This window comes from Streptomyces sp. NPDC029292, from assembly GCF_055569295.1.
The window spans coordinates 589,979-614,070 of sequence record NZ_JBVHXR010000002.1 but is presented as its reverse complement, the minus strand read 5'-3'; the positions used below and the strand labels follow the sequence as shown (position 1 = coordinate 614,070).

The following is a 24,092-nucleotide window of genomic DNA, read 5'->3' as shown; positions in this document are numbered from 1 at the left end:
GCGTCACTGGCCCGCCACTCAGCGCCGAGAACCCCCACTTCCGGCTGTGGAGCCGCGTACTGCCCTACCCCGGTCCGCGCGGCACCCGCCTCGAACCGATGGAGGCAGCACCCCCATGCGTGAGACACGCTCCGGCAGACCCGCCGGGAACCTGCGAAGACTTCTGACCGCCGCCATACCCGCCCTCGCCCTCACCGTCGCCGGTCTGATGGCGGCCCCGAGCGCCGGCGCCCAGACCGCGCCGACCACCGGGCACACCTCCCGCGTCACCCAGAACGCGAAGGCCCTGACGGCCCCCGACGCACAGGCCGTCCACTCCACCGGCAAGGCCGGACAGAAGGTGCCGACCACGCACCTGTGCGGCGCCCCGACCCCCGGTCACGCGTCCTGCTTCGCCCAGCGGCGTACCGACATCAGGCAGAAGCTGGCCGCCGCGATCTCCCCGAACGCCGCCGCCGCGGTGTCCGGCCTCAGCCCGGCCAACCTGCACAGCGCCTACAACCTGCCCTCGACGGGCGGCTCCGGCCTGACTGTCGCGGTGGTCGACGCGTACAACGACCCCAACGCGGCCTCCGACCTGGCCACTTACCGTTCGCAGTTCGGCCTGTCGGCCTGCACGGTCGCCAACGGCTGCTTCAAGCAGGTCAGCCAGACCGGCTCGACCACCTCGCTGCCGACGAACGACACCGGCTGGGCGGGCGAGGAAGCGCTCGACATCGACATGGTCAGCGCGGTCTGCCCGAACTGCAACATCATCCTCGTCGAGGCCAACTCGGCCACGGACTCCGACCTCGGCACCGCCGAGAACGAGGCCGTGACCCTGGGCGCGAAGTTCGTCTCCAACAGCTGGGGCGGCGACGAGTCCTCCTCCCAGACCAGCGAGGACACCCAGTACTTCAAGCACCCGGGCGTCGCCATCACCGTCTCCGCGGGTGACTCCGGCTACGGCGCCGAGTACCCGGCCACGTCCCAGTACGTGACCGCCGTCGGCGGCACCGCGCTGTCCACCAGCTCCAACACCCGCGGCTGGACCGAGTCCGTGTGGAAGACCAGCAGCACCGAGGGCACCGGCTCCGGCTGCTCCGCGTACGACGCCAAGCCGAGCTGGCAGACCGACACCGGCTGCACCAAGCGCATGGAGTCCGACGTCTCCGCGGTCGCCGACCCCGCCACCGGCGTGGCCGTCTACGACACCTACGGCGGCTCCGGCTGGGCGGTCTACGGCGGTACGAGCGCCTCGGCGCCGATCATCGCGGGTGTGTACGCCCTCGCGGGCACCCCGGGCTCCAGCGACTACCCGGCGAAGTATCCGTACTCCCACACCTCGAACCTGTACGACGTCACCAGCGGCAACAACGGCTCCTGCTCGACCTCGTACTTCTGCACCGCGGCCACCGGCTTCGACGGCCCGACCGGTTGGGGCACCCCCAACGGCACCACCGCCTTCGCGTCCGGCACCAGCACCGGCAACACGGTGACCGTCACCAACCCGGGCAGCCAGTCCACCGCCACCGGCCGCTCGGTCAGCCTCCAGATCTCGGCCAGTGACAGCGCGGGCGCCGCTCTCACGTACAGCGCGAGCGGCCTGCCCACCGGGCTGTCCATCAGCAGCTCGACCGGCCTGATCTCGGGCACCGCGAGCACCGCGGGGACCTACAGCACCACCGTCACCGCGACCGACAGCACCGGCGCCTCCGGCTCGGCCTCCTTCACCTGGACCGTCAGCACCTCCGGCGGCGGCACCTGCACCTCGGCGCAGCTGCTCGGCAACCCGGGCTTCGAGTCGGGCAACACCACGTGGACCGCCAGCAGTGGCGTCATCACCAACTCCAGCAGTGAGGCGGCACACGCCGGCTCGTACAAGGCCTGGATGGACGGCTACGGGTCGACCCACACCGACACGCTCTCCCAGTCGGTGACGATCCCGTCCGGCTGCAAGGCCTCGTTCACCTTCTACCTCCACATCGACACGGCGGAGACGACCACCAGCAGCCAGTACGACAAGCTGACGGTCACCGCCGGATCGACCACCCTGGCGACGTACTCGAACCTCAACGCCGCCTCCGGCTACGCCCAGAAGACCTTCGACCTGTCCTCCCTCGCCGGTACCACCGTCACGCTGAAGTTCAGCGGCGTCGAGGACTCCTCGCTCCAGACCAGCTTCGTCGTCGACGACACCGCCGTGACGACCAGCTGATGTGCCGGGGCCCCGGCCGGCATCGCGGCCGGGGCCCCGTCCCGTCCCGGTGTGGATCCTGATGCGCGGGTGGCACGTCCAAGCTGCAAGGAGGCCATCCCATGCACCGAACGATCCACCACCGCCGGACCCTCGCCCTCGCGGCGCTGACGCTTCTCCTCGCGGGCTGCGGCACGCAGGGCGGAAGCGACGCGGGCGGCAGCGGCACCGTGTCACCGTCCCCCACCACGACCAGGACGGGCTGTACGGCGCAAGCCACGCTCGGCGCCGCCGACAGCGGCCGCACGTTCTGCCTGACGACGGGTGAGGTGATCCGCATCAGCCTGGACGGCACCACCAGCCGGCCGTGGGCGCCGGTCACCGTCAGCGGCAGCGGCCTGGAGGCCACCAACAGCGGCATCGTCCTGCAGGCGGGCGACGCCTCCTCCGCCTTCAAGGCGGTCTCGGCCGGGACGGCGAAACTCACCTCGTCCCGCCCGCTGTGCCCCAGCGATCCGGCCCGGATCTCGTGCAAGGGCCTTCAGGACTGGACGGTCACGGTGGTGGTGACGAAGCCGTGAGCCCGAACCCGGCTGTCGGGTTGCGGGCGGGAGCGGTCGGCCGCCCTGAGCTGGCGGTCGATGCGCCGCTCGTGGGCGAGCCCGATCAGTGAGGGGAGGGCCACGACCGCGAAGACCCCAAGGACGGTCAGGATTCCGATGAGGTTGTCCATGAGTGTGTTCATGAACACCACTGTCGCGCCGATGGCTCCGCACCGTCAGTGGCAGGACTGCCGTAGACCCTCGAATTACTGCCACTGACGAGGCACACTGGACAGCATGCTGAAGAACGTGGCCGCCGTCCTGCTCGACGGCGTGCATCCCTTCGAACTCGGCGTCGCCTGCGAGGTGTTCGGCCTCGACCGCAGCGACGAGGGACTGCCCGTGTACGACTTCGCGATCGCCTCGGCCGAGGGCCCGACGCTCGGCACCCACATCCCCGGGTTCACGGTCTCCACTCCGTACGGCCTCGACCGGCTGGACGAGGCCGACCTGGTCGTCGTACCCGCCGGGACCACCTATGCCGTACGCGGCTATCCGCCCGAGCTGCTCGACGCGCTGCGCCGGGCGGCGGGCCGCGGCGCCCGGGTACTCAGCGTCTGCTCCGGTGTCTTCGTGCTGGGTGCGGCCGGGCTGCTGGACGGGCGGCGCTGTGCGGTGCACTGGCGCCACGCCCAGGCGCTCGCCCGGCAGTATCCGGGCGCGATCGTCGAGCCGGACGTGCTGTACGTCGACGAGGACCCGGTGATCACCTCGGCGGGCACCGCCGCCGGTATCGACGCCTGCCTCCACCTCGTGCGCAAGGAGCACGGCCCGGAGGTCGCCAACGCCATCGCCCGGCGCATGGTCGTCCCGCCGCACCGCGACGGCGGGCAGGCCCAGTACATCGAGCGCCCGCTGCCCCGCTCGCAGTGCGACACGGTCGGCGAGGTGCTCGCCTGGATGGAGCGGCACCTCGACGAGGAGGTGACCGTCGAGCAGCTCGCGGCCCGCGCCCACATGTCCCCGCGCACCTTCGCGCGCCGCTTCCAGCAGGAGACGGGCACCACGCCCTATCGCTGGATCCTGCGGCAACGGGTGCTGCTGGCCCAGGAGTTGCTGGAGGCGTCCGACGAGACGATGGACGCGATCGCGGGCCGCACCGGGTTCGGGAACGCGGCCGCGCTGCGCCACCAGTTCGTACGGAGCCTGGGGACGACCCCGCAGGCGTACCGGCGCACGTTCAGGGGCCCGCAGGCTGCCTGAACGCGCGCCGGTAGGCACGCGGGGTCAGGGCCTCTCCGGCGAGATCCGCCGGACAGCCCCTAGCGCGGCCGGGCCTTCAGCAGCAGCTTGTGCGGCCGCAGTGTGATGCCGACGCGGGTCGCGTCGTTGGACCCGGGCACCTGCTCGAAGCGCCACCTGGACGCGACGGTCGCCGTGATCAGGCTGAGCTGGGCCATCGAGAAGTGGTCACTGGGGCACTTCCGGTTGCCCACGCTGAACGGGCGCATCGCGTACTTCGGTATGTCCTTGGACCGTTCCGGAAGCCAGCGGTCGGGGTCGAAATCCAGATGCCGCTCGTACGACCTCGGGTCCCGCTGGATCGCGTACGGGCTGTACACGATGTCGGCACCGGCCGGAATGCGATAGCCGCCCAGCTCGGTTTCGGTCACCACCCGCCGTGTCAAAATCCATACGGCGGGGCGCAAACGCATCGTCTCGACGACGACATTCTTCGTGTGCGACAGCTTCCGGACGTCCTCGAATGCGACGGGCCGGTCCCCCGCGACGGATTTGGCCTCCTCGCTCACCTTGGCCGCCTGTTCCGGGTGTTCGGTGAGGACCTGCAGGAGCGACATGATCGAGGACGCGATGGTTTCGCTGCCGGGGGTGAGTATCGCGACGACTTGGTCGTGGATCTCCTGTTCGTCGATGGGGTCGCCGTTGTCGTCCTTCGCTTCCAGCAATGCCGTCAGCAGATCGTCCGGCTTTTGACCGGATGACCGCCGCTCGTCGATGATCTCGTCGACGAGGTCGTGCAAATCGGCCAATGCGCGGTTGAATTTGCGCATGGCCGGAAGCGGCAGCCGATAGAGCGGCCCCGCCGGGATCACCATGCGCTGGTACATACCGCGGAACACCGTGGCGAGCGCGATACTCAGCCGCTCTGCCCGCTCGTCCATGAACTGGCCGCGCAGCAGACAGCGGGCCGCGATGCGGACGGCGACGCGGAACGACTCCGACGTGCAGTCGACCGCGGTCCCCGGCTCCCAGCGGGCCGCGAACGCGCGCGCCTCCTCCTCCATCACGGAGGCGTACTCGGCGATGATGTCGGCCCGGAACGCGGGCTGGATCGTGCGTCGCTGACGCCGGTGCTGCGGCCCGTTGGCGGTGGCGACCCCCTTGTTGCCGAGGAGCCCTTCGAGGGACTCCCACAGCGGGCCGCCGATCTCGTAGTCGGGGGTCAGAGCGAGTGCCCCGGTGAGTTCCGGCGTAGTGACCGCGTACACCGTCTTGGGGCCCAGCTTGAGCCGGACGACGTCGCCGTGGTCGCGCAGCTGGGCGAGGAAGCCCAGCGGATCGCGGACCAGTTTCCAGCCATGGCCCAGACCCGGTACACCACCTCCGGCGAGGGGCGGGGTGGACAGCGGCTCCAGCGCCTGAGCAACCTCAGGCCGCACGGACTCGACGGTCATTTCTCACCTGCCGCTTCATTGTTGACGTACGGGGGTGTGGAGCGGTCGTCCCAGCTGTCGACCATGTACCGGCCCGACTCGTGATGGAACCAGTACACGGAACTGAACCAGTTCCGCATATTGCTCAGGCACGCCTTCACGGCGACGCTGGATTCCTTGCCGCGCACCGTCCCGTCCGCGAGGGTGTCGGCGAGTCGTAATACGCCTTGTTCGGCGATCAGGAATTCACTGATGCATTCCTCGACCCGCCGCCGGACTTCCGTTACCGCATCTTCGAGAGTCAGCCCCTCGTGGTGAATGAGACTGATTCCGAGATTGTGTACTTCGTCGCCCGCGATTTCCTTGGGGAGCGAACACAGATCGTTGTACCAGGCGGCGAATTCCTGGCTGAGCAGCGCCGCCCGGTGATACGCGGGGTGTTTCCGTACCGCGGTGGGGAGTTCGTACCCCGCGCTGGGCTCCAGAAGGTCGGTCCAGATCCAGTGCGCAAAGGTCAGTCGACGGAGTTCAAGATATTCGTCGACCGTGGGGACGGTGCCCGACGTACGGTTCCGGAACTCCCGGTCGTACGCTTCGATCACCGCGTGGAAGTGGAGTGCGAACCGCTCGTTCCACTTCTTGCTGAGGAACGAGTAAAGGCGCACCATGCTGTCCGCGAACGCCGCTACCAGGGGATCCGGGTGGTGCAGGTGATCCCTGGGGGAGTCGAGGGCCGCGTGCAGCTGGAACCTGAGCCTCCGCCAGGCGTCCGCCCGGCCGTGGATGACATCGCGGTCATGGCGGTCGTCCCAGACGAAGAACCACGCGCTGTAGTCCGCTATCGCCTGCATGACCTCGTCGGGGGCGCCAATGTAGTAGCCCGCCATGAGGTCCGTGTAGCACAGGCCGTCGGCATATTCCTCGACCTTGTCCGCGGGCATGAGCCGTTTTTCGAGGAGCCAGGTCCTGGTCTTCTCCTGGAGCCTGGGCCAATACGGGTGCAGTTGACGGGGAAACACGGCCTCGATCACCGGGAGAGAGAGCGCCGGTGGAACCGCGACCACTGTCGGTGTCGATGAAGTGCTCTGTGAGAAAGCATGCACGAACAAACCCCTCTCAGCCGCCTGTTGGCGCTACACCCCTCCCGCTGTGCCGGGCGTGCGCCGTTGCGTATCCCCGCACTTCCCATTCAGCACCACAACTGACCGTTCTGGGAACGGATTTGCTCCACTCATTACCCCACGATGCCGAGAATCTCCCCTTGTGTGACTGAATCTGGATCGCTAGAGGAGCACATGGGATCGAACGTGCGACGCACATACGAACGGCGCCTGGTCGGGAGGGTTCCCCGACCAGGCGCCGTTCGAGCGGACTCACAAGAGATGGCGAGTCCCACCTGTCATTTTCTGTCTCAGTCGTTCGCCACGACGTGTCGGTCGTTCGCCACGACGACTCAGTCGTTCGCCAACACGTCTCAGTCGTTCACGACGAGGTCTCAGCCGTTCGCCACGATCGGGTAGCGGGGCTCGTTCTCGGCCATCTGCCGCAGCGCGTCCTTGCGCTCGCGCTTGGAGAGCCGGTCGATGTACAGGTACCCGTAGAGGTGGTCCGTCTCGTGCTGGAGGCAGCGCGCGAAGTAACCGGTGCCGCGCACCTTCACCGGGTTGCCCTTCTCGTCCTGCCCGGTGACCTCGGCGTAGTCGGGGCGGGCGAGCGGCGCGTAGGCGGTCGGCACCGAGAGGCAGCCCTCGTTGCTGTCGTCCAGGCGGCGCAGCTCGGCGGGCAGCTCGACGAGGACGGGGTTGCAGACGACACCTACGTGCCGCTTGCCCTCGTCGTCCATGCAGTCGTAGACGAAGACCTTCAGATCGACACCGATCTGGTTGGCGGCCAGGCCTACGCCCTCGGCGGTGCGCTGGCTGGCGAACATGTCGGCGACCAGCTGGTCGAGCTCGTCCCCGAACTCGGTGACGTCCTTGCACTCCTTGTGCAGCACCGGGTTCCCGACGACCGTGATCGGCCGCGAGGTGCCGCGCTCGCGGTAGGCCGCCTCGCGCTCCTCCGTCTCCTCGGTGTCGATGACGAAGCCCTCGTCGTCCACGGGGAGCACGCCCGCGTGCTGCTGATCGGTGTCCTGCTGCGCCATGACCGACGTACGCCTTCCTCGAAACCAGGGGTGTGGTGCTCATACAGGGTACGGGGGTCGGCGCCCCGACAGAGGCCGGGACTGTGTCGATATGCGGCTCCGCCGCGTGGGCGCGACCAGCCACGACGAACCCGCAGCGCAGCACGACCTACGCGGCCCCTAGCAAACCTCTTCCAGATCCCGCCAGTCCCTGGAATCCGGGCTGTCCGCAACCCACCCGTCCAACAACCCCCGTACCAGCCCAGCCGGCGCAGCCACCCCGCACTCCCGCTCGGGCACCCACAGCTGCCCGTCGGTGCGGTGGCCGAGCGGCCCCGGGTGGCCCGGCTCGCTGTGGTCGTGCGGGTCGAGGTGCTCGCCGTCGCCCTCGTCGGAAGGCATCCGGGACTCGGAGCACATCCTGCACAGCAGCCGTACGGACGACGACCAGTCCTCGGCGGCGAAGCCGGCGTCGGCGGCCAGCTGCTCCAGGGCGTCCCGGTCGTCCTCGGTGGCCGCTTCCAGCAGCACCACCCAGGTGGGAACGGGCGAGGGCGCCCACAGCTCGATCTCGTCGAAGACGGGGTAGGCGTGCCCGGCGGCGGTGGTCCGCTCACCGTGCGGCACACCGTCGTGCAGCACGACCTCGCCCCAGCGCCGCCCGGAGGACGGCAGCGGAATGGACAGCACCTCGATGCGGGCGGGGTCGAGCCTGCGCCCCCACACCACCTCGGCCTCGCCCTCCGGCGACAGCCGTACGGCCGCACTGCCCAGGTCCATGCCCACCGGTTCCCCGGAGACGGCGGCGCCGCCGGGCACCCGCAGCCCGTACGCCTGCCAGGCACGCCGGGCGAGTGGCCAGTCCTGCAGGGCGGTGGCCGCGATGCCCACGTTCCACCAGTCGGGCGCCCCGGTCTCGCGGTCGAGGAGCGCGACGGCCCGCAGCCCGGCCGCCCGTGCCTGCTCCCAGTCGTGCCGGAACTTGTGCAGCAGGGCCAGGTTGAACCAGGACTCGGACAGCCACGGCTCCAGGTCCGCGGCGCGTGTCAACAGCGCTCCCGCGTCCTCGTACCGGCCGTCGCCGATCAGCGTGAACGCACGGTCGGTGGCCTGCCGCCATGAGGCGGAGGGCCGGTGTCGTCCCTTGCCGAAGATCCTCACGATTCCCGCCTGCCAGTTCCTTGCGATTCCCGCCTGCCGGTCCCTTGAAGAGTCCCTTGAAGACAGCGCAGCCCCGGGCTGGCCCGTGCCCCCGAACACCCTCTTCCTCGCATCCAACCACGTACCGTCGGACGGGCGCTCATTACCCATGGGTTACCCAGCCTGGGGCAGGGTCAGACTGCCCCTCGAAAGTACCCTGGCCAGGGACTCCACGACTTCCGGCTGATAGTCGCGGGCGGTGCCCAGGCGCAGCTTCTCCAGGGCGGTCAGCGGCCCTCCCGGCCCTGCTTCCCTGGCCATCTCCTCGTATGCGTTCACGGCCCGTACGATCCGCGCGGTGAGCGGCTGCTCCCGGTACGGATCGGCCTGCCGCTCGACCACCACCGCGACCTCGGCGTCCACCCCGGTCTGGCGGACGACGGCGCCGCCGAGCAGCGCGATACGCCGCTGTTCGTCCGCGGAGAGCACCGCGGTGGCCCCGGCGGGCACGGGATCGACCAGACTCAGCTGCCCGATGTCGTGCATCAGCGCCGCGTACTCCAGCACGGTCAGATCGGACTCGGAGAGCCCCAGCTCCCGCCCCACCGCCCGGCTGAGCGCCGCCACCCGCCGGGCGTGCCCGGCAGGCGTGTACCCCGCGATCTCGGTCGCCCGGGCAAGTGAGGCGATGGTCTGCCGGTAGGTGATCCGCACGGCCGAGTACCGCCGGAAGGACAGCTGGGTCAGCAGCAGGGGAAGCGAGAAGACGGGCAGGGCCCAGAGCCCGGCCACCGCGACGGCCAGCGACATCACGGCCCCCGTCGCGCACACGGCCGACCCGATACCGAGCATCGCCCGCAGCTCGTCCCGCAGCAGCGGCCCGAACGGCCACCGGGTGCGCGAGTGTGCCATCGCCGCGGTGAGTACGGCGTCGCACAGCGCGGTGAGCACCAGCAGCGCGACCAGAAGCAGCGCGTAGGACGGGCCGCCCCACTCGTCCAGCCTCCCGTGGTTGTAGAGGGGTTGACAGCACACGGCGGCGAACCCGACGGTCAGCACCCGCCGGGTGAGGTGATCGAGGGTCGGCCCCCGCCCCCTGGCCACATGCGGCACGCACCCCAGCAGCGCGGCGGCTACGACCACGGCGACGACCTGGAGAACACCGTGGTACGTGGGGTGCCCGGCCTGCTCCCCGAGCAGCGCGTACGACAACGCCCCCGCGGCCCCGAGCGGAGCCGACTCCCGCTCCCCTGCGCCGCTCCAACGAGTGAGCTCACCGACGGCTATGAGAATCCCGAAGGCCAGGGCGGTACCGCGTTCGTCGAGACCTACCCAGAGGGTGCAGGCCAGAGCGAGAACACCGAGGACCGCGGCACTCCCGTGCGCCAGCACAGTGAACGAACCGGCGGTTCTGCGCGCACGGGGGACACCGAGCGGGGCGTGGGGCGGGCTCATGGGGCGACCCTCCGGTGGACGGGGGTCGAGAAGCGTTTCTGGCTGAGGGTGCTCGAGGAGCGATTCTGCCTGGGGGAGCTCGGGGAGCGTTTCCGGCTGGGGGAGCTCGGGGAGCGTTTCCGGCTGGGGGAGCTCGGGGAGCGTTTCCGGCAGGGGGTGCTCGGCGAGCGTTCCGGCCTGAGGACGCCCGAGAAGCGTTTCCGCCCCAGCGCGCTCAGGGAGCGTTTCTGCCCGAGGGCGCCCATGTCCCCTTCCGGTCGGTGGTGCCCGGGGAGCCCCGTGCGGGCGGGGCTCATGTCCCCCTCCGGCCGGTGATGTCGGTCGGGTGACTTTCCAACTGACTGGAAACGGGTGGCGGAGCGGGTGGATAAACACCGCCGCGGAGCGGCGTGCTGTCCGCCGTGACAGCCGGATGCCACCCGTGCCGGGACAGCGCCCGCACCAGCGCCCGCACCATCCCGGGGTCGAACTGAGCCCCGGCACACCGCTCGAGCTCCTCCAGCGCGGCCGCCACCGGCCGAGCCCGCCGATAGGACCGCGTGGACGTCATCGCGTCGAACGCATCGGCGACGGCCACCACCCGAGCGAACTCCGGAATCTGCGACCCCATCAGCCCGTACGGATACCCGCTCCCGTCAAGCCGCTCATGGTGATGCAGAATCGCCGACCGGGCCTCCCCGAGGAACCCGATCCCCCTGACCATCTCGTGCCCGTACTCGGGATGCAGCTCGATGACCCGCCGCTCCTCCGGCGTCAGCGGGCCGTCCTTGCGCAACAACCGCGTGGGAACACCGAGTTTGCCCACGTCGTGCAGGATCCCGGCGAACCGCAGCACCTCGACGCGTTCATCGTCCATGCCCAGTTCACGCGCGATCATCATGGACGCCTGCCCGACCCGCTCACTGTGCCCCCGCGTGTACCCGTCCTTGATGTCGACGGCCTGCACGAGCGCCCGGATGGTGGCCTGGTGGGCGGCCCGTTCCCGGTGGTACTGGGCGAACACCCAGCAGGACACGTACATCGGCAACAGCACGAGCAGCGCGGCGACAGGACCGTACGGACTGCGCCACAGCACCGCCATCATCAGCCCGGCGAGCCCGTGCACGGCGACGGGCGCGAGGGAGCGCGGAAACAGCCCGCGCCAGGCACCGCGCACGGGCACCCGCTCGGCGAGCGCGAGGATCCCCCCGTCGAGGACGGTCAGGACGAGGCAGAACGTCAGCACCGCGCCCCCGGCGGGCAGGAGCGCGTACGGAAAGTGGGGCGCGACCACCGCGTCCCGGCCGCCCAGCGCCCAGTGCACCCGGGAGGCCGCCCAGATCGCGACGGCGAGCTGGGCCGCGCGCCAGACCCGGCGCAGCCACCGCGGCCGCTGCTCGACCCGGGCGAGCAACGCCCCCGGCAGCGCGACGAGCGCGGCGGCCGGGGGCGGCAGCAGAAAAGCCCCGGCCAGCAGCACGGGGAGGAAGGTGCCCATCCCTTGGGGAGCGTCCCGGCCTGAGCCACCCGCGGCCCTGGGTCCGCGCGGGAGTGTGATCCGCTCGCACCCTGCGTACAGCACGGCGAGCAGCGCGACGACCCACCACGGAGCGTGGACGTTCGGCAGGGGAGCCAGACAGGCCAGGGCGGCGAGGACGACACAGGCCACGTACACACGGGCCCACGCCGGAACCGACCCCATACTCGTCCCCTCCCCGTCCTCAGGTCCCGGAGCCTAGAACGGCGGGGGCGGTACGGGGACACCAACGGCCGAATCCGCGGGTTCAGAGCCCGCGGATTAGCACGTTCGGGTGATAAGCGGACGATCCGCTTCGGGGCTCAGGACTCCTGCGGAGTCACGGTCACGTCATGCTCGGGCACGACCTGCCCGGAGCGGATGAGGTCGATGCGCCCCATGACCTTGGCACGCAGATCGGTCGGCACGTCGTCATGGCCGCAGCACCGCTTGACCAGCTTCTTCACGGCCTGCTCGAGCCCGTACTTCTCGAGGCACGGAGAGCACTCCTCGAAGTGCACTTCGAATTTGGTGCAGTCCGAGTCCGGCATCTCATGATCGAGGAACTCGTACAGGTGGTCGAGTACCTCACTGCAATCCGTCTCGTGCGGCTCTCCGCAGCTCATGAGCCCGAGCCTTTCGCTTCGTTCGACTCTCCGGCGCCGGCCGGAACCAGCCCGCGGTCACGGGCGTAGTCCTCGAGCATGCCGCGCAGTTGGCGACGGCCCCGGTGCAGCCGGGACATCACCGTTCCGATGGGTGTCCCCATGATGTCCGCGATCTCCTTGTACGCAAAGCCCTCTACGTCCGCGAGATAGACAGCGATCCGGAATTCCTCGGGGATGGCCTGCAGCGCCGACTTGACGTCCGAGTCGGGCAGGTGGTCGAGCGCCTGCGACTCCGCGGAGCGCAGTCCGGTCGACATGTGCGACTCGGCGCGCGCCAGCTGCCAGTCCTCGATCTCCTCGGCCGCGCTGCGCTGGGGTTCGCGCTGCTTCTTGCGGTACGAGTTGATGAAGGTGTTGGTGAGAATGCGGTACAGCCACGCCTTGAGGTTGGTGCCCTCGCGGAACTGGTGGAAGGACGCGTACGCCTTCGCGTACGTCTCCTGCACCAGGTCCTCGGCGTCGGCCGGGTTGCGCGTCATGCGCAGGGCGGCCGAGTACATCTGGTCGAGGAATTCGAGCGCGTCCCGCTCGAAGCGCGCGGTGCGCTCGGCGGACGACTCCGTGCCCGTGCCCTGGCCCTCGGGCTGCTCCGCCTGGCCGTGATCGGTCCCTGCGTCGGTCCCAGTGACCGGACCCACCTCCTCCAGAGTGTTGGCAGGACCGAAACCGGTCCCACTGGAATCGGAGGATAGACGACGATCCGTACCCGCCGCCGCCCGAATAGGCGCGATCTTCCCCGCGTGCAGCACCGTCCAGTCCAGGTCAGCGCTGCTGCTGCGGCTCGGGCAGATGGTCGAACCCATGCGGCGGACTTCCTCTCGTACGAACGGTTCAGCACGGCTGTGCTGTCTGCTTCCCACAACAGAGGTACGCCGCTCAACATTCCCGGGCGTTACCCGAGTGACCCGGTCCACTTCGCCACGGCATCGGTGATGATCGTCACTGCCTCGTCCTGCCCGAGGGGCGCCCGTTTCGGGACCGCGAAGCCATGATCGCCGTACGGCACCTCGACGATCTCGTACGAACCCTCCGGGAACTCCTCCGGCTTCCCGAACGGATCGTTGCCGCCCTGTACGACGAGGGTGGGCACCCCGGAGCCGAGCAGCTCGTCGGCGCGGGACTTCTCGGGCTTGCCCGGCGGGTGCAGGGGGAAGCTGAGCGCGAGGACGGCGCGGGCGCCCAGTTCGGTGGCCGTCCGGCAGGCGACCCGTGCCCCGGCGCTCCGCCCGCCCGCGACCACGGGAACCCCGGACCCGGCGAGCGCGGGCCACACGCCCCGCCATCCCACGTCCAGCGTCTTCGGCGCGGGCGCCACCTTCTTCCCGGCCACCCGCCAGGGCTGCTCGACGAGCGCGACGCTCACTCCGTGGCCGGGGAGCGCGGCCGCCAGGGCCCGGAGGTCGCGGGCTTCGATGCCGCCGCCGGCGCCATGGCTGACGGCGAGCAGCAACCTGGGCTTCCTCGCCTTGAGCCAGGTGATGCGGGCGGCGCCCGCGTCCGTCTCAATGATCTCTGTCACGCCGGAAGTCACATCAGAAGTCACGTCAGAAGAGTGTGCCCTCTTCGGGCCCCTCCAGCTCCTTCAGCAGCTCCGGCCCGTTGTTGCGGACGTTGCTGACCGCCGTGGAGACGGGGTACGCACGCATCAGCCCGGCGGGCGGCGGCGCGAGCAGCTCGCGGAGTTCGTCGGGGTCGGTGCGGGACGGGTCGAGCCAGCTGTCCCAGCGGTCCGGGGTGAGCATCAGGGGCATGCGGGGGTGGATGTCGGCGAGGGCGTGCGGGCCCTCTGCGGGGGCCACGGCGAGCGGCGTCGTCTCCGCCTCCGTCGTGATCACCGAGCACGTCACCCACCAGGCGAGCGGGTGCTCGTCCGGGAGCGTCCTGTCGCGCCAGAACTCGTACAGCCCGGCCATCGCGAAGACCGAACCGTCGGCGGGGAGCACGAAGTACGGCTGCTTGCGGGGCCGCTTCTTCTTGCCCTCGACCTCCAGATCGCGCTCGGCGGACGCGGTGACCCACTCGTAGTAGCCGTCGGCGGGGATGATGCAGCGCCGGGCGGCGAAGGCGCGGCGGTACGAGGGCTTCTCGTGGACGGTCTCGGCGCGGGCGTTGATCATCCGGGCGCCGCCCTCGGGCGTCTTGGCCCAGGACGGGACGAGCCCCCACTTGAGTTTGCGCAGCTGGCGAACCGGCTTCGGGCTGTCGGCGTCCTTAACGGGACGGTCCAGGACGGCGTAGACCTCTTTGGTCGGGGCCACGTTGAAATCGGGGGCCAGAGTTTCCTCGGGCTCCCACTTCTCGATTTCAAAGATTCCTGCGAGATCCTCGGGCCTGCGACTCGCTGCATACCGTCCGCACATACGTGCCACACTGCCAGGCCCACCCGTCGCCCGGCCACCACCCCCGCAACGACGGCGCTCCGCGCCGAGCCCTGTTTCCGACACCAGAGGGAGCCCCAGCAGACATATGGACAGCACCGCATCCACCTCGCTGGCCTCGCTCTGGGACCAGGTGTTCGGCAGCCAGCCGGACCCCGACCTGTGGGTGGTGATAGCCACCATGGTCGCGGCCCTCGCCGTGATCGTCCCGCACAACGTCTGGCGGCTCGCCCGCAACGCCATCACCATCGCCCACGAGGGCGGCCACGGCCTGATCGCGCTGCTGACCGGGCGCAGCCTCAGCGGCATCCGGCTGCACTCCGACACCAGCGGCCTCACCGTCAGCCGCGGCAAGCCCACCGGGCTCGGCATGATCCTCACCGCCGCCGCGGGCTACACCGCTCCCCCGCTGCTGGGCCTCGGCGGCGCCGCGCTGCTCGCCGCGGGCCACATCACCGCACTGCTGTGGCTGGCCACGGCCCTGCTGGTGGCGATGCTGGTGATGATCCGCAACGCGTACGGCGCGCTCACGGTGGTCCTGACCGGCGGCACGTTCCTCGTCGTGTCCTGGCTGGCAGGACCTCAGGTCCAGGCGGCGTTCGCGTACGCCGTGGTGTGGTTCCTGCTGCTCGGCGGCGTCCGCCCGGCCTTCGAACTGCAGGCCAAGCGCAGCCGCGGCGGAGCGGGCGACTCGGACGCGGACCAGCTGTCGCGGCTCACGCACGTCCCGGCGGGCATGTGGCTCTTCCTGTTCCACACGGTGTCCCTGTGCTCATTGATGGGCGGGGGCAGGTGGCTGCTGGAGGTCTGAAGCGCCCCAAAGGGGCGCGGGGAACTGCGCGACCAGCCCCAACGGACCCGCAGCTGAGAGACGACCCCATTCCCCGGCCAAACCAGCGGAGCGAGCCGCGGAGCGAACCCCCACTAAAGTGGGGCCCATGACCGCGAACCCCGCCCACACCGCTCTCTGGCCCGCCCCGCACGCGAGCGGAGCCGTCGATGCGACGGTCCACGTGCCGGGGTCGAAGTCGGTCACCAACCGTGCCCTGGTCCTCGCGGCCCTCGCCTCGGAGCCCGGCTGGCTGCGCCGCCCGCTGCGCTCCCGCGACACGCTGCTGATGGCAGGTGCCCTGCGCGCGATGGGCGTCGGTATCGAGGAGACCGTGTCGTCCAGCTCCACGGTCGCCGCGGGGCCGGACGCCTCCGGCGAGGCCTGGCGGGTCATCCCCTCGGGCCTGCACGGCCCGACCACCGTCGATGTCGGCAACGCCGGCACCGTGATGCGCTTCCTGCCCCCGGTCGCCGCGCTGGCCGACGGCCCCATCCGCTTCGACGGCGACCCGCGTTCCTACGAGCGCCCGCTGCACGGTGTGATCGACGGGCTGCGCCTGCTCGGCGCGCGTATCGACGACGACGGGCGCGGCGCGCTGCCGCTGACCGTGCACGGCTCGGGCGCCCTGGACGGTGGCCCGGTGGAGATCGACGCGTCGTCGTCCTCCCAGTTCGTGAGCGCCCTCCTGCTCTCCGGCCCGCGCTTCAACCAGGGGGTGGAGGTCCGGCACATCGGCTCCACCCTCCCCTCCATGCCCCACATCCGGATGACCGTCGACATGCTGCGCGCGATCGGCGCCCAGGTGGACACCCCGGAGTCGGGCGGCGAGCCGAACGTCTGGCGGGTCACGCCGGGCGCCCTGCTCGGCCGCGACCTGACCGTCGAGCCGGACCTCTCGAACGCACAGCCGTTCCTGGCGGCGGCCCTGGTGACCGGCGGCACGGTCTTCATCCCCGACTGGCCCACGCGCACCACCCAGCCCGGTGACAAGCTGCGGGAGATCTTCACCGAGATGGGCGGTTCCTGCGAACTGACCGACAGCGGCCTGGAGTTCACCGGTTCCGGCGCGATCCACGGCATCGACGTGGACCTGAGCGAGGTCGGCGAGCTGACCCCGGGCATCGCGGCGGTCGCGGCCCTCGCGGACTCCCCGTCCACCCTGCGCGGCGTGGCCCACCTGCGCCTGCACGAGACGGACCGGCTGGCCGCGCTCACCAAGGAGATCAACGAGCTCGGCGGCGACGTCACCGAGACCGCCGACGGCCTGCACATCCGCCCGCGCCGACTGCACGGCGGCATCTTCCACACCTACGACGACCACCGCATGGCCACCGCCGGCGCGATCATCGGCCTGGCGGTGGAGGGCGTACAGATCGAGAACGTGGCGACGACGGCGAAGACCCTGCCGGACTTCCCCGAATTGTGGACCGGAATGCTCGGGAACTGACGGGCGGACCGGGATCATGCGCCGCTACGGCAAGCACACCGACGAGGACGACATTCGCCAGCGCCCCAACCGCAAGGGCAACCGGCCTCGTACGAACATCCGCCCCAAGCACGAGGAGGCGGTCGAGGGCATGGTCCTCACCGTCGACCGGGGCCGCCTGACCTGCCTGGTCGAGGACCGCGTCGTGATGGCGATGAAGGCCCGCGAACTGGGCCGCAAGGCCGCGATCGTCGGCGACCGTGTCGCCATCGTCGGCGACCTGTCCGGCGAGAAGGACACCCTCGCCCGCATCGTCCGCATCGAGCCGCGCACCTCCGTGCTGCGCCGCACGGCCGACGACGACGATCCCTACGAGCGCGTGGTCGTCGCCAACGCCGACCAGCTCGCCATCGTCACCGCTCTCGCCGACCCCGAGCCCCGCCCACGTCTGATCGACCGCTGTCTGGTCGCGGCGTACGACGGCGGCCTCACCCCACTCCTGGTCCTCACCAAGTCCGATCTGGCCTCGCCCGACGAACTCCTGGAGCTGTACGGGGCGTTGGGCGTCCCCTACGTCGTGACCAGCCGCGAGGAGCTGGAGAGCGGCGAAGCGGTGGAGCGCGTCCGCAAGCAGCTGGACGGCAAGATCACGGCGTTCGTCGGCCACTCGGGCGTCGGCAAGACGACCCTGGTCAACGCGCTGGTCTCGCTGGAGCGGCGGCGCAGTACCGGCCATGTCAACGTCGTGACGGGCCGCGGCCGGCACACCACGACATCGGCGCGCGCGATCCCGCTGCCGGAAGCGGCCGGCTGGGTCATCGACACCCCGGGCGTCCGCTCCTTCGGCCTGCACCACGTGGACCCGTCCCGTGTCATCAAGGCCTTCCCCGACCTCGAACCCGGCACCGAGGGCTGTCCGCGCGCGTGCAGCCACGACGAGCCGGACTGCGCCCTCGACCAGTGGGTGGCCGACGGCCACGCGGACCCGGCCCGCCTCTACTCCCTGCGCAGGCTGCTGTCGACGCGTGAGCGCACGGAAGGCGACTGATCCCGCGCGCAGGGGGCGAGTGTCCGCGGCGCGCAGGGGGCGAGTGTCCGCGGCGCGCAGGGGGCGAGTGTCCGCCGCGCGCAGGGGGCGAGTGTCCGCCGCGCAAAGGGGAGCGACGGTTCACCGCGTGACCTCCGCGTTGTTTGCGTCCACGGTCCACCGGTAAATGCATAATCGCACCAAGCCGGACCCAAGCCAGACGAAGCAGTCGACGAGCGGACGCGGGAGGACAAGACATGGCGTGGCTGCTGGTCGTTGTGGCGGGGCTGCTCGAGACCGGCTTCGCCGTCTGCCTGAAACTCTCGCACGGCTTCACCAGATTCTGGCCGACGGTCGCCTTCTGCGTCTTCGCGCTCGGCAGCTTCGGTCTGCTGACGCTCTCCCTGAAGAAGCTCGACGTCGGTCCCGCGTACGCGGTGTGGACCGGCATCGGCGCGGCGGGCACCGCGATCTACGGCATGATCTTCCTCGGCGACCTGGTGTCGACGCTCAAAATCGTCTCGATCAGCTTCGTGATCATGGGGGTCATCGGGCTGCAGCTGTCGGGGTCCGCCCACTGACCCCGCTTCAGATCACCTCCCGCACGCGCGGCGACTCGACGGTATGGCCGAGGTAGACCACGCTCACCCGGTCCGCGAATGCCGGACGACGGAAAGATCGTGCGAGACGAAGAGATAGGCGAGTCCCAGTTCGGCCTTGAGCCGGTCCAGCAGTTCGAGCACCCCCGCCTGGACGGAGACGTCGAGCGCCGACACCGGCTCGTCGAGCACGAGCAGCTCCGGCTCGACCCTCAGCGCCCGCGCGATGCCGATGCTCCCCCAGTGCCTCAAGGGCCTGGGGGTACCCCCAGCCGCTGGCCGCCGGAGAACTCGTGCGGGAACGCCCGCGCCCGGGAGGCGGGAACGCCGTCGAGGTCGAGCAGTTCGGCCGCGCGGTGCAGGGCGCGCTCCCGGGACACGTCCTGATGCGCCCGTACGGCCTCCGCGATCTGGTCGCCGATCCGGTAGACCGGCGTGAACGCGGAGAGCGGGTCCTGGAAGACCATGGCGACGCGGCTCCCCGGACCCGGTTCAGCTCCCTTTCCGTGGCCCCGGCCAGCTCCTGCCCGTCGAGCCGTACGAACCCGCTTACTCTCGCGTTGTCGGGAAGCAGCCCGAGCACGGCGAGCGCGGTGGCGGACTTCCCCGACCCCGACTCGCCCACCAGGCCGAGGACTTCACCTCGGGCCGGCGAGAAGCTCACGTCGCGGACGGCGGGCCGCCCGTCGAAGTCGACGTCCAGATGGGCCACTTCGAGCACAGGGATCACCGGGACGCTCCTCTCCGGGAGGTCGGATCCAGCGCGTCCCGCAACCCGTCCCCCACCAGATTCACCGCCAGCACGAACACGACAAGAAGCCCGGCCGCGTAGAAGAACATCCAGGGGTACGTCACCGCCGCACCGGTGCCCGAGGCGATGAGCGTGCCGAGCGACGCGTCGGGCGCCTGCACCCCGATCCCGAAGTACGACAGCGCGGTCTCGCTCATCACGGCCCCACCGACGGCGATGGTCGCGTCGATGATGGTGGGCTCGCCGACGACGACTTCACGAAAGCCGGCTGGCTCAAGAAGTAGCCCCGAGCGCCCGGTGCGGCGGGGTCAGCACGGCCTTCACCAGGTCGGTGACCCCGCCCTCACCAGGCGGCGCCGTCACACAGGACAGGGAAAGGCGCACCACGAGCTCGCACGAGCGGGCCAGCTCGGACGCTTCCGACGTGGCGGCGCCGAGCCCGGACAGCGCGGCGACGGCCCGATCCCGCACCAGCGCCACGAAGTCGGCGGGCGAGGGCAACGGCCCGTCGGCCCGCCGCTGCGCGGGCACCGCGGTCGACGAGGGCACCGCCGAGAGCGTCGGCGACGGCAGCCGCTCGCTCCAGCACCCGGTCAGCATCGCCCGTACCAGCGCATTGCTCCGCGCGGCCGACGCGGTCCACTCGGCGGTCGCGACCAGCCGCTCCCGCGCGTCCGTGTGAGCGGCCAGCGCCCGCTCGACCCCCGCGAGATAGGCATCCGCCTCCCGCCGCACAAGGGCACGCGCAAGCCCCTCTTTACTCCCGAACTCGTTGTAGAGCGTCTGGCGTGACACTCCGGCCACGGCGGCCACATCGACCATCCGCACCGCAGACCACGCACGACGCGCCAACGCCGTATAGGCGGCGTCCAAGAGGGATTCCCGCGCTGCAGGCATCATCGCCTCCCTGGGGCGAGCGACTCTGCAGCTCAGATTTGACGCGCGCAGGGGCACTGTCAAGGGTTCGCGGCGGTGCCGGGGGGCGTGCGCCGGTGATTGTGCGCGGTGTCCGACCCGTCGTCAGCCCGTCCGGCGTTTGAGGACGAGCGCGCGGCGCGACACGGGGGTCTGGGGGCGGAGCCCCCAGGAACGGGACGGGTAGGGGCGGAGGGGGCGAAAACACCCCCGGCCGACACCCGCACCGGCTGCCGCGGCCTCCAGGCCCGCCGAGCCCCAGACCCGCCGAGCCCAAGAGCCGCCGAGCCCAAGATCCGCCAAGGAGGTCCGACAGTGCTGCCCGGGGCCGTGTGGCCCTTCCCCCACGGGGGCAGATACGGTTCGGTCATGCCCGACTATCGCGATGACCTGCGCCTCGCCCATGTCCTGGCGGATGCCGCCGACGCCGCGACGATGGACCGGTTCAAGGCGCTCGACCTGAAGGTCGAGACCAAGCCGGACATGACACCGGTGAGCGAGGCGGACAAGGCCGCCGAGGAGCTCATCCGCGGCCAGCTCCAGCGGGCGCGCCCGCGCGACGCGATCCTCGGTGAGGAGTACGGCATCGAGGGCACGGGCCCGCGCCGCTGGGTCATCGACCCGATCGACGGCACCAAGAACTACGTACGCGGCGTGCCCGTCTGGGCCACGCTGATCTCCCTGACGGAGGCGGGCGAGGGCGGCTACCAGCCCGTCGTCGGCGTGGTCTCCGCGCCCGCACTGGGCCGCCGCTGGTGGGCCGCGAAGGGCCACGGCGCGTTCACCGGCCGCAGCCTCTCCTCGGCGTCCCGGCTCCAGGTCTCCCGCGTCTCACGGATGGCCGACGCCTCCTTCGCGTACTCCTCGCTGAGCGGCTGGGAGGACCAGGGCCGCCTCGACGGCTTCCTCGACCTCACCAAGGCCGTCTGGCGCACCCGCGGATACGGCGACTTCTGGCCTTACATGATGGTCGCCGAGGGCTCCGTCGACATCTGCGCCGAACCCGAGCTGTCGCTGTGGGACATGGCGGCGACGGCGATCGTCGTGACCGAGGCGGGCGGCTCCTTCACCGGCCTCGACGGCCGCCCGGGCCCGCACAGCGGCAACGCGGCCGCGTCGAACGGCATCCTCCACGACGAGATGCTGGGGTATCTGAACCAGCGGTACTGAGGAGCCGTGGGGCGCTTGTGTGATCCATGGGCGCCCCCGAACTCACCGCACGCGCCCTCTTGTTGACCCTCCCTTTAACTGCGACCCTGAGAGTCCCCCCACTTGTGAACTTGTGAATCGCTTCTCTTGGCGCTTTCGCCGGACGGCGCTTCACCAAGGAGGTGGCTCCAGCCCATGCTCGTACGCGACGCCATGAGCACGGTGGTCCTCACCATCGGCCCGGCACACACCCTCCGTCAGGCGGCCCGCCTGATGTCCGCCCGCCGCGTCGGCGCGGCTGTCGTCCTCGACGAGGACGCCAGCGGACTCGGGATCCTCACCGAGCGCGACATCCTCAACTCCCTGGCCCTCGACCAGAACCCGGACACCGAGACCGCAAGCGCCCACACCACCACCGACGTCGTCTTCGCCGCCCCCGCCTGGACCCTGGAGGAGGCCGCGACGGCGATGTCGCACGGCGGCTTCCGCCATCTGGTCGTGCTCGACGGAACCGGCCCGGTCGGCATCGTCTCGGTCCGCGACATCATCCGCTGCTGGGCACCGGCACGGCAGCAGGTACCGGCCTGAGCACCGCCGCCGCGTACGCCGGCGGGCCGGACCCCCTTGAGAGGAGATCCGGCCCGCTGCCCACGACAAGCGTTCCAGCTGCTGTCAGCCGCGCAGGGCCTGGACCGCGGCCTCCAGCCGCTTGCCGAAGTCACCGTCCGCCTGGCGGAAGTTGTCGATCGCGCGCTCGGCGATGTCGTCACGGGACACCTTGGCGATGAAGCCCGCCAGGTTCTCGATCAGACGGACCTTCTCGTCCTCGGAGAACAGCCGGTAGAGGTTGCCTGCCTGCACGAAGTCGCTGTCCTGGGAGTGGACCGGGGCTTCGTGGTTGCCGGTGCCCGCAGTGAAGTCGGCGGTCGACTGCCACAGCGGCCGGTCCGTCTGGAACGGCCCGCCGAAACTGTTCGGCTCGTAGTTCTTCTTCGCACCCTTGTGGCGGCCGTCGTACAGGGAGCCGTCACGGGAGTGGGTGCGCGCCTCGGTGGCGTGCGGACGGTTCACCGGCAGGTGGTCGGCGTTGATGCCGACGCGGTAGCGGTGCGCGTCTCCGTACGCGAAGAGGCGGCCCTGGAGCATTTTGTCGGGCGCGGGTCCGATACCCGGCACGAAGTGAGCCGGGGAGAAAGTGCTCTGCTCGACCTCGGCGAAGATGTTCTCCGGGTTGCGGTTGAGCTCCAGCTTGCCGATCTCGATCGGCGGGTAGTCCTCGTGCGGCCACACCTTGGTGAGGTCGAACGGGTTGAAGCGGTAGGTGGCTGCCTCGGCCGCCGGCATGATCTGCACCTGCACGGTCCAGGACGGGAACTCGCCGCGCTCGATGGCCTCGCGCAGGTCGCGCTGGTGGGAGTCGGGGTCCTCACCGGCGAGCTTCGCGGCCTCTTGCGATGTCAGGTTCTTGATGCCCTGGTCGGTCTTGAAGTGGTACTTGACCCAGAAGACCTCGCCGGCCTCGTTGTTCCACTGGTACGTGTGCGAGCCGTACCCGTTGAGGTGCCGGTAGGAGGCCGGGATGCCGCGGTCACCGAAGAGCCAGGTCACCTGGTGGGTGGACTCGGGGGACAGCCCCCAGAAGTCCCACACGTTGTCGGCTTCCTGCGAGCCCGTGTACGGGTCGCGCTTCTGCGTGTGGATGAAGTCGGGGAACTTGATGGCGTCCTTGATGAAGAACACCGGGGTGTTGTTGCCGACGAGGTCATAGTTGCCCTCTTCGGTGTAGAACTTCAGCGCGAAGCCGCGCGGGTCGCGCACGGCGTCGGCGGAGCCGAGGTTGCCGGCGACCGTGGAGAAGCGCAGGAAGGTCTCGGTCTGCTTGCCGACCTCGGAGAGGAACTTCGCGCGCGTCCACCGCGAGACGTCACGGGTCAGCGTGAAGGTGCCGTAGGCGGCGGCACCGCGGGCGTGCACGATGCGCTCCGGGATGCGCTCACGGTTGAAGTGCGCGAGCTTCTCGAGCAGCAGCTGGTCCTGAACGAGGACGGGCCCGCCGACGCCCGCGGTCTCGCTGTTCTGGTTGTCGGCCACCGGCGCGCCGGCCTCCGTCGTAAGCGGTCCCTGCGTCACGTGCGCCTCCTGCGTCATTCCAGGCCAGTCCTGCCCCTTGGCCAATACCGAAATCGATCCTACAATAGACATTGTCTAAATCAAGTCTACTTCCAAAGTCACACCTGTTCGGGATCTGGTCTCCCTGCTGTTAGGCTGGTCTGTATGAGTGACCTGCTAGAACGACTGCGCGGACGCGGCTGGCGAATGACCGCGCAGCGGCGTGTCGTGGCCGAGGTCCTCGACGGCGATCACGTCCATCTGACGGCCGACGAGGTACATGCGCGCGCTGTCGCCAAGCTGCCCGAGATCTCCCGGGCGACCGTCTACAACACGCTGGGTGAGCTCGTCTCACTCGGCGAGGTGCTGGAAGTCGCCACGGACAAGCGCGCCAAGCGCTACGACCCGAACGCGCACCGTCCGCATCAGCACCTGGTCTGCGCCCAGTGCGGCGCGATCCGCGACGTCCACCCGAGCGGCAACCCGCTCGCCGACCTCCCCGACTCGGAGCGCTTCGGCTTCACGGTCTCGGACGTAGAGGTCACCTACCGCGGCGTCTGCCCGAACTGCGCGGCGGCGTAAGAACTCCTACGAAAGGCCCCGGCACCTTCAGGTGCCGGGGCCTTTCGC

At 70.1% G+C, this 24,092-nt stretch carries 25 protein-coding genes and 2 pseudogenes; 10 read left to right on the top strand and 17 right to left on the bottom strand.

Annotation, left to right across the window (positions count from 1 at the left end):
• The first annotated feature begins 115 nt into the window (after positions 1-115).
• Positions 116-2,197, top strand: a complete 2,082-nt coding sequence (locus tag ACZ4WS_RS07675) for a putative Ig domain-containing protein (RefSeq protein WP_467978104.1) — start codon at positions 116-118, stop codon at positions 2,195-2,197.
• A gap of 101 nt (positions 2,198-2,298) precedes the next feature.
• On the top strand, positions 2,299-2,757 hold the full coding sequence (locus tag ACZ4WS_RS07670; RefSeq protein WP_467978103.1) for a hypothetical protein: 459 nt from the start codon (positions 2,299-2,301) through the stop codon (positions 2,755-2,757).
• On the opposite strand, the gene ACZ4WS_RS07665 is transcribed toward ACZ4WS_RS07670, so the two are convergent.
• On the bottom strand, positions 2,718-2,921 hold the full coding sequence (locus tag ACZ4WS_RS07665; protein WP_467978101.1) for a hypothetical protein: 204 nt from the start codon (positions 2,919-2,921) through the stop codon (positions 2,718-2,720). The genes ACZ4WS_RS07670 and ACZ4WS_RS07665 overlap by 40 nt on opposite strands.
• A gap of 94 nt (positions 2,922-3,015) precedes the next feature.
• Here ACZ4WS_RS07665 and ACZ4WS_RS07660 point away from each other — a divergent pair, with 94 nt between their 5' ends.
• Positions 3,016-3,981 (top strand): GlxA family transcriptional regulator, encoded by a 966-nt coding sequence (locus ACZ4WS_RS07660; protein WP_467978100.1) that lies wholly within the window; start codon positions 3,016-3,018, stop codon positions 3,979-3,981.
• 59 nt (positions 3,982-4,040) lie between these two features.
• Here the strand turns inward: ACZ4WS_RS07660 and ACZ4WS_RS07655 are convergent, their stop codons facing one another.
• From ACZ4WS_RS07655 to ACZ4WS_RS07610, 10 genes are all read right to left on the bottom strand, one after another.
• On the bottom strand, positions 4,041-5,414 hold the full coding sequence (locus ACZ4WS_RS07655) for a bifunctional albaflavenone monooxygenase/terpene synthase (protein WP_467978098.1): 1,374 nt from the start codon (positions 5,412-5,414) through the stop codon (positions 4,041-4,043).
• Positions 5,411-6,496 carry an epi-isozizaene synthase gene (gene cyc1 / locus ACZ4WS_RS07650; RefSeq protein WP_467978096.1) on the bottom strand — a complete coding sequence of 362 codons (1,086 nt, stop codon included), beginning with the start codon at positions 6,494-6,496 and terminating at the stop codon, positions 5,411-5,413. Before cyc1 ends, ACZ4WS_RS07655 begins: the two co-directional genes overlap by 4 nt.
• Positions 6,497-6,888: 392 nt before the next feature.
• On the bottom strand, positions 6,889-7,539 hold the full coding sequence (gene def / locus ACZ4WS_RS07645; protein ID WP_467978094.1) for a peptide deformylase: 651 nt from the start codon (positions 7,537-7,539) through the stop codon (positions 6,889-6,891).
• A gap of 159 nt (positions 7,540-7,698) precedes the next feature.
• Positions 7,699-8,679 (bottom strand): tetratricopeptide repeat protein, encoded by a 981-nt coding sequence (locus ACZ4WS_RS07640; protein WP_467978092.1) that lies wholly within the window; start codon positions 8,677-8,679, stop codon positions 7,699-7,701.
• Positions 8,680-8,832: 153 nt separating this feature from the next.
• Positions 8,833-10,113: an HD-GYP domain-containing protein gene (locus tag ACZ4WS_RS07635; protein ID WP_467978090.1), complete on the bottom strand. Its 1,281-nt coding sequence runs from the start codon at positions 10,111-10,113 to the stop codon at positions 8,833-8,835.
• A 292-nt stretch (positions 10,114-10,405) separates the two neighbouring features.
• Entirely contained in the window at positions 10,406-11,794 is a 1,389-nt protein-coding gene (locus tag ACZ4WS_RS07630) for an HD-GYP domain-containing protein (RefSeq protein ID WP_467978088.1), read from the bottom strand.
• A gap of 137 nt (positions 11,795-11,931) precedes the next feature.
• Positions 11,932-12,234: a mycothiol system anti-sigma-R factor gene (rsrA, locus tag ACZ4WS_RS07625; protein ID WP_467978087.1), complete on the bottom strand. Its 303-nt coding sequence runs from the start codon at positions 12,232-12,234 to the stop codon at positions 11,932-11,934.
• The gene (gene sigR / locus ACZ4WS_RS07620; protein WP_467978085.1) at positions 12,231-12,914 is read right to left on the bottom strand and encodes an RNA polymerase sigma factor SigR; all 684 of its coding nucleotides are present in this window, start codon (positions 12,912-12,914) and stop codon (positions 12,231-12,233) included. The genes rsrA and sigR overlap by 4 nt, the downstream gene beginning before the upstream one ends.
• Positions 12,915-13,168: 254 nt before the next feature.
• Positions 13,169-13,795 (bottom strand): alpha/beta hydrolase family protein, encoded by a 627-nt coding sequence (locus ACZ4WS_RS07615; RefSeq protein WP_467978083.1) that lies wholly within the window; start codon positions 13,793-13,795, stop codon positions 13,169-13,171.
• A gap of 25 nt (positions 13,796-13,820) precedes the next feature.
• The gene (locus ACZ4WS_RS07610; RefSeq protein WP_467978081.1) at positions 13,821-14,636 is read right to left on the bottom strand and encodes an SOS response-associated peptidase; all 816 of its coding nucleotides are present in this window, start codon (positions 14,634-14,636) and stop codon (positions 13,821-13,823) included.
• Positions 14,637-14,742: 106 nt separating this feature from the next.
• On the opposite strand from ACZ4WS_RS07610, the gene ACZ4WS_RS07605 reads away from it, so the two are divergent.
• The 4 genes from ACZ4WS_RS07605 to ACZ4WS_RS07590 all read left to right on the top strand — a co-directional run bounded on the left by ACZ4WS_RS07605 (position 14,743) and on the right by ACZ4WS_RS07590 (position 18,520).
• Entirely contained in the window at positions 14,743-15,465 is a 723-nt protein-coding gene (locus ACZ4WS_RS07605) for a M50 family metallopeptidase (protein WP_467978079.1), read from the top strand.
• A gap of 127 nt (positions 15,466-15,592) precedes the next feature.
• Entirely contained in the window at positions 15,593-16,933 is a 1,341-nt protein-coding gene (gene aroA, locus ACZ4WS_RS07600) for a 3-phosphoshikimate 1-carboxyvinyltransferase (protein ID WP_467978078.1), read from the top strand.
• 16 nt (positions 16,934-16,949) lie between these two features.
• Positions 16,950-17,960 (top strand): ribosome small subunit-dependent GTPase A, encoded by a 1,011-nt coding sequence (gene rsgA, locus ACZ4WS_RS07595; RefSeq protein WP_467978076.1) that lies wholly within the window; start codon positions 16,950-16,952, stop codon positions 17,958-17,960.
• A 236-nt stretch (positions 17,961-18,196) separates the two neighbouring features.
• A complete protein-coding gene (locus ACZ4WS_RS07590; protein ID WP_467978074.1) occupies positions 18,197-18,520 on the top strand; it encodes a DMT family transporter in 324 nt (107 codons plus the stop codon).
• A 63-nt stretch (positions 18,521-18,583) separates the two neighbouring features.
• Here the strand turns inward: ACZ4WS_RS07590 and ACZ4WS_RS07585 are convergent, their stop codons facing one another.
• The 5 genes and pseudogenes from ACZ4WS_RS07585 to ACZ4WS_RS07565 form a co-directional block, all read right to left on the bottom strand.
• Complete coding sequence (locus ACZ4WS_RS07585) at positions 18,584-18,790, bottom strand: hypothetical protein (RefSeq protein ID WP_467978365.1); 207 nt, start codon at positions 18,788-18,790, stop codon at positions 18,584-18,586.
• A complete protein-coding gene (locus ACZ4WS_RS07580) occupies positions 18,787-19,005 on the bottom strand; it encodes a hypothetical protein (protein ID WP_467978363.1) in 219 nt (72 codons plus the stop codon). The genes ACZ4WS_RS07585 and ACZ4WS_RS07580 overlap by 4 nt, the downstream gene beginning before the upstream one ends.
• An 83-nt stretch (positions 19,006-19,088) precedes the next feature.
• Positions 19,089-19,163: pseudogene (locus tag ACZ4WS_RS07575) on the bottom strand (hypothetical protein); the annotation flags it as partial.
• Positions 19,164-19,264: 101 nt separating this feature from the next.
• A pseudogene (locus tag ACZ4WS_RS07570) lies at positions 19,265-19,522 on the bottom strand (ABC transporter permease); the annotation flags it as partial.
• A 40-nt stretch (positions 19,523-19,562) separates the two neighbouring features.
• Positions 19,563-20,189, bottom strand: coding sequence for a TetR/AcrR family transcriptional regulator (locus ACZ4WS_RS07565; RefSeq protein WP_467978073.1), 627 nt, complete (start codon positions 20,187-20,189; stop codon positions 19,563-19,565).
• A gap of 384 nt (positions 20,190-20,573) precedes the next feature.
• Between ACZ4WS_RS07565 and hisN the strand changes: the two genes are divergently transcribed.
• A complete protein-coding gene (gene hisN, locus ACZ4WS_RS07560) occupies positions 20,574-21,374 on the top strand; it encodes a histidinol-phosphatase (protein ID WP_467978071.1) in 801 nt (266 codons plus the stop codon).
• 174 nt (positions 21,375-21,548) lie between these two features.
• A complete protein-coding gene (locus ACZ4WS_RS07555; protein ID WP_467978070.1) occupies positions 21,549-21,941 on the top strand; it encodes a CBS domain-containing protein in 393 nt (130 codons plus the stop codon).
• Between the two features lie 84 nt (positions 21,942-22,025).
• Here the strand turns inward: ACZ4WS_RS07555 and ACZ4WS_RS07550 are convergent, their stop codons facing one another.
• Complete coding sequence (locus tag ACZ4WS_RS07550; protein ID WP_467978068.1) at positions 22,026-23,501, bottom strand: catalase; 1,476 nt, start codon at positions 23,499-23,501, stop codon at positions 22,026-22,028.
• 126 nt (positions 23,502-23,627) lie between these two features.
• Between ACZ4WS_RS07550 and ACZ4WS_RS07545 the strand changes: the two genes are divergently transcribed.
• Positions 23,628-24,044 (top strand): Fur family transcriptional regulator, encoded by a 417-nt coding sequence (locus tag ACZ4WS_RS07545; RefSeq protein ID WP_381259027.1) that lies wholly within the window; start codon positions 23,628-23,630, stop codon positions 24,042-24,044.
• Positions 24,045-24,092: the final 48 nt, after the last annotated feature.

What these genes read in the sequence shown, in the direction of transcription:
- ACZ4WS_RS07660 (WP_467978100.1), top strand. Translation starts at nt 3,016, where the DNA reads ATGCTGAAGAACGTGGCCGCCGTCCTGCTCGACGGCGTGCATCCCTTC.
- ACZ4WS_RS07580 (WP_467978363.1), bottom strand. Translation starts at nt 19,005, where the DNA reads ATGGTCTTCCAGGACCCGCTCTCCGCGTTCACGCCGGTCTACCGGATC.
- ACZ4WS_RS07655 (WP_467978098.1), bottom strand. Translation starts at nt 5,414, where the DNA reads ATGACCGTCGAGTCCGTGCGGCCTGAGGTTGCTCAGGCGCTGGAGCCG.
- hisN (WP_467978071.1), top strand. Translation starts at nt 20,574, where the DNA reads ATGCCCGACTATCGCGATGACCTGCGCCTCGCCCATGTCCTGGCGGAT.
- ACZ4WS_RS07565 (WP_467978073.1), bottom strand. Translation starts at nt 20,189, where the DNA reads ATGATGCCTGCAGCGCGGGAATCCCTCTTGGACGCCGCCTATACGGCG.
- ACZ4WS_RS07635 (WP_467978090.1), bottom strand. Translation starts at nt 10,113, where the DNA reads ATGAGCCCGCCCCACGCCCCGCTCGGTGTCCCCCGTGCGCGCAGAACC.
- ACZ4WS_RS07675 (WP_467978104.1), top strand. Translation starts at nt 116, where the DNA reads ATGCGTGAGACACGCTCCGGCAGACCCGCCGGGAACCTGCGAAGACTT.
- ACZ4WS_RS07545 (WP_381259027.1), top strand. Translation starts at nt 23,628, where the DNA reads ATGAGTGACCTGCTAGAACGACTGCGCGGACGCGGCTGGCGAATGACC.
- ACZ4WS_RS07555 (WP_467978070.1), top strand. Translation starts at nt 21,549, where the DNA reads ATGCTCGTACGCGACGCCATGAGCACGGTGGTCCTCACCATCGGCCCG.
- ACZ4WS_RS07670 (WP_467978103.1), top strand. Translation starts at nt 2,299, where the DNA reads ATGCACCGAACGATCCACCACCGCCGGACCCTCGCCCTCGCGGCGCTG.
- ACZ4WS_RS07665 (WP_467978101.1), bottom strand. Translation starts at nt 2,921, where the DNA reads ATGAACACACTCATGGACAACCTCATCGGAATCCTGACCGTCCTTGGG.
- ACZ4WS_RS07610 (WP_467978081.1), bottom strand. Translation starts at nt 14,636, where the DNA reads ATGTGCGGACGGTATGCAGCGAGTCGCAGGCCCGAGGATCTCGCAGGA.
- ACZ4WS_RS07590 (WP_467978074.1), top strand. Translation starts at nt 18,197, where the DNA reads ATGGCGTGGCTGCTGGTCGTTGTGGCGGGGCTGCTCGAGACCGGCTTC.
- aroA (WP_467978078.1), top strand. Translation starts at nt 15,593, where the DNA reads ATGACCGCGAACCCCGCCCACACCGCTCTCTGGCCCGCCCCGCACGCG.
- ACZ4WS_RS07605 (WP_467978079.1), top strand. Translation starts at nt 14,743, where the DNA reads ATGGACAGCACCGCATCCACCTCGCTGGCCTCGCTCTGGGACCAGGTG.
- ACZ4WS_RS07550 (WP_467978068.1), bottom strand. Translation starts at nt 23,501, where the DNA reads ATGACGCAGGAGGCGCACGTGACGCAGGGACCGCTTACGACGGAGGCC.
- rsrA (WP_467978087.1), bottom strand. Translation starts at nt 12,234, where the DNA reads ATGAGCTGCGGAGAGCCGCACGAGACGGATTGCAGTGAGGTACTCGAC.
- ACZ4WS_RS07630 (WP_467978088.1), bottom strand. Translation starts at nt 11,794, where the DNA reads ATGGGGTCGGTTCCGGCGTGGGCCCGTGTGTACGTGGCCTGTGTCGTC.
- rsgA (WP_467978076.1), top strand. Translation starts at nt 16,950, where the DNA reads ATGCGCCGCTACGGCAAGCACACCGACGAGGACGACATTCGCCAGCGC.
- def (WP_467978094.1), bottom strand. Translation starts at nt 7,539, where the DNA reads ATGGCGCAGCAGGACACCGATCAGCAGCACGCGGGCGTGCTCCCCGTG.